Here is a 288-nt window from a genome sequence, read left to right on the forward strand (position 1 = left end):
TTGCACCGCCCCCAGTACCGCAGCGAGTTCTGTTGCCACCGTGGAATATTCGACACTCAGCGACGACCACGCACCGGCGGCGGCCAGCATCGGACCGGGGCCCGGGCCGCTGCTCAGCAATGTCGAATGCGTCTCAGGTGGCGAGGCCATCCACACCCCGGACATGAAACCCTCCTCCTGTCGCCGAGCGACACGAGCCACCGATTAATTGAAGATGATTATCATTATCAGAGGGTTTGCTGGTTCTCAACCAGCGCAAGGCTCGGTGCAGGCCGAAACACCGCCCGA

Annotated in this window: 1 protein-coding gene; it reads right to left on the bottom strand. The window is 61.8% G+C overall.

Annotation, left to right across the window (positions count from 1 at the left end; genetic code table 11):
- The coding region (locus ACZY0B_RS27995) for a PPE domain-containing protein (RefSeq protein WP_463767459.1) at positions 1-165 on the bottom strand (165 nt) is incomplete at its 3' end.
- Positions 166-288 lie beyond the last annotated feature (123 nt).

This window comes from Mycobacterium sp. IDUB_19 (assembly GCF_055419445.1).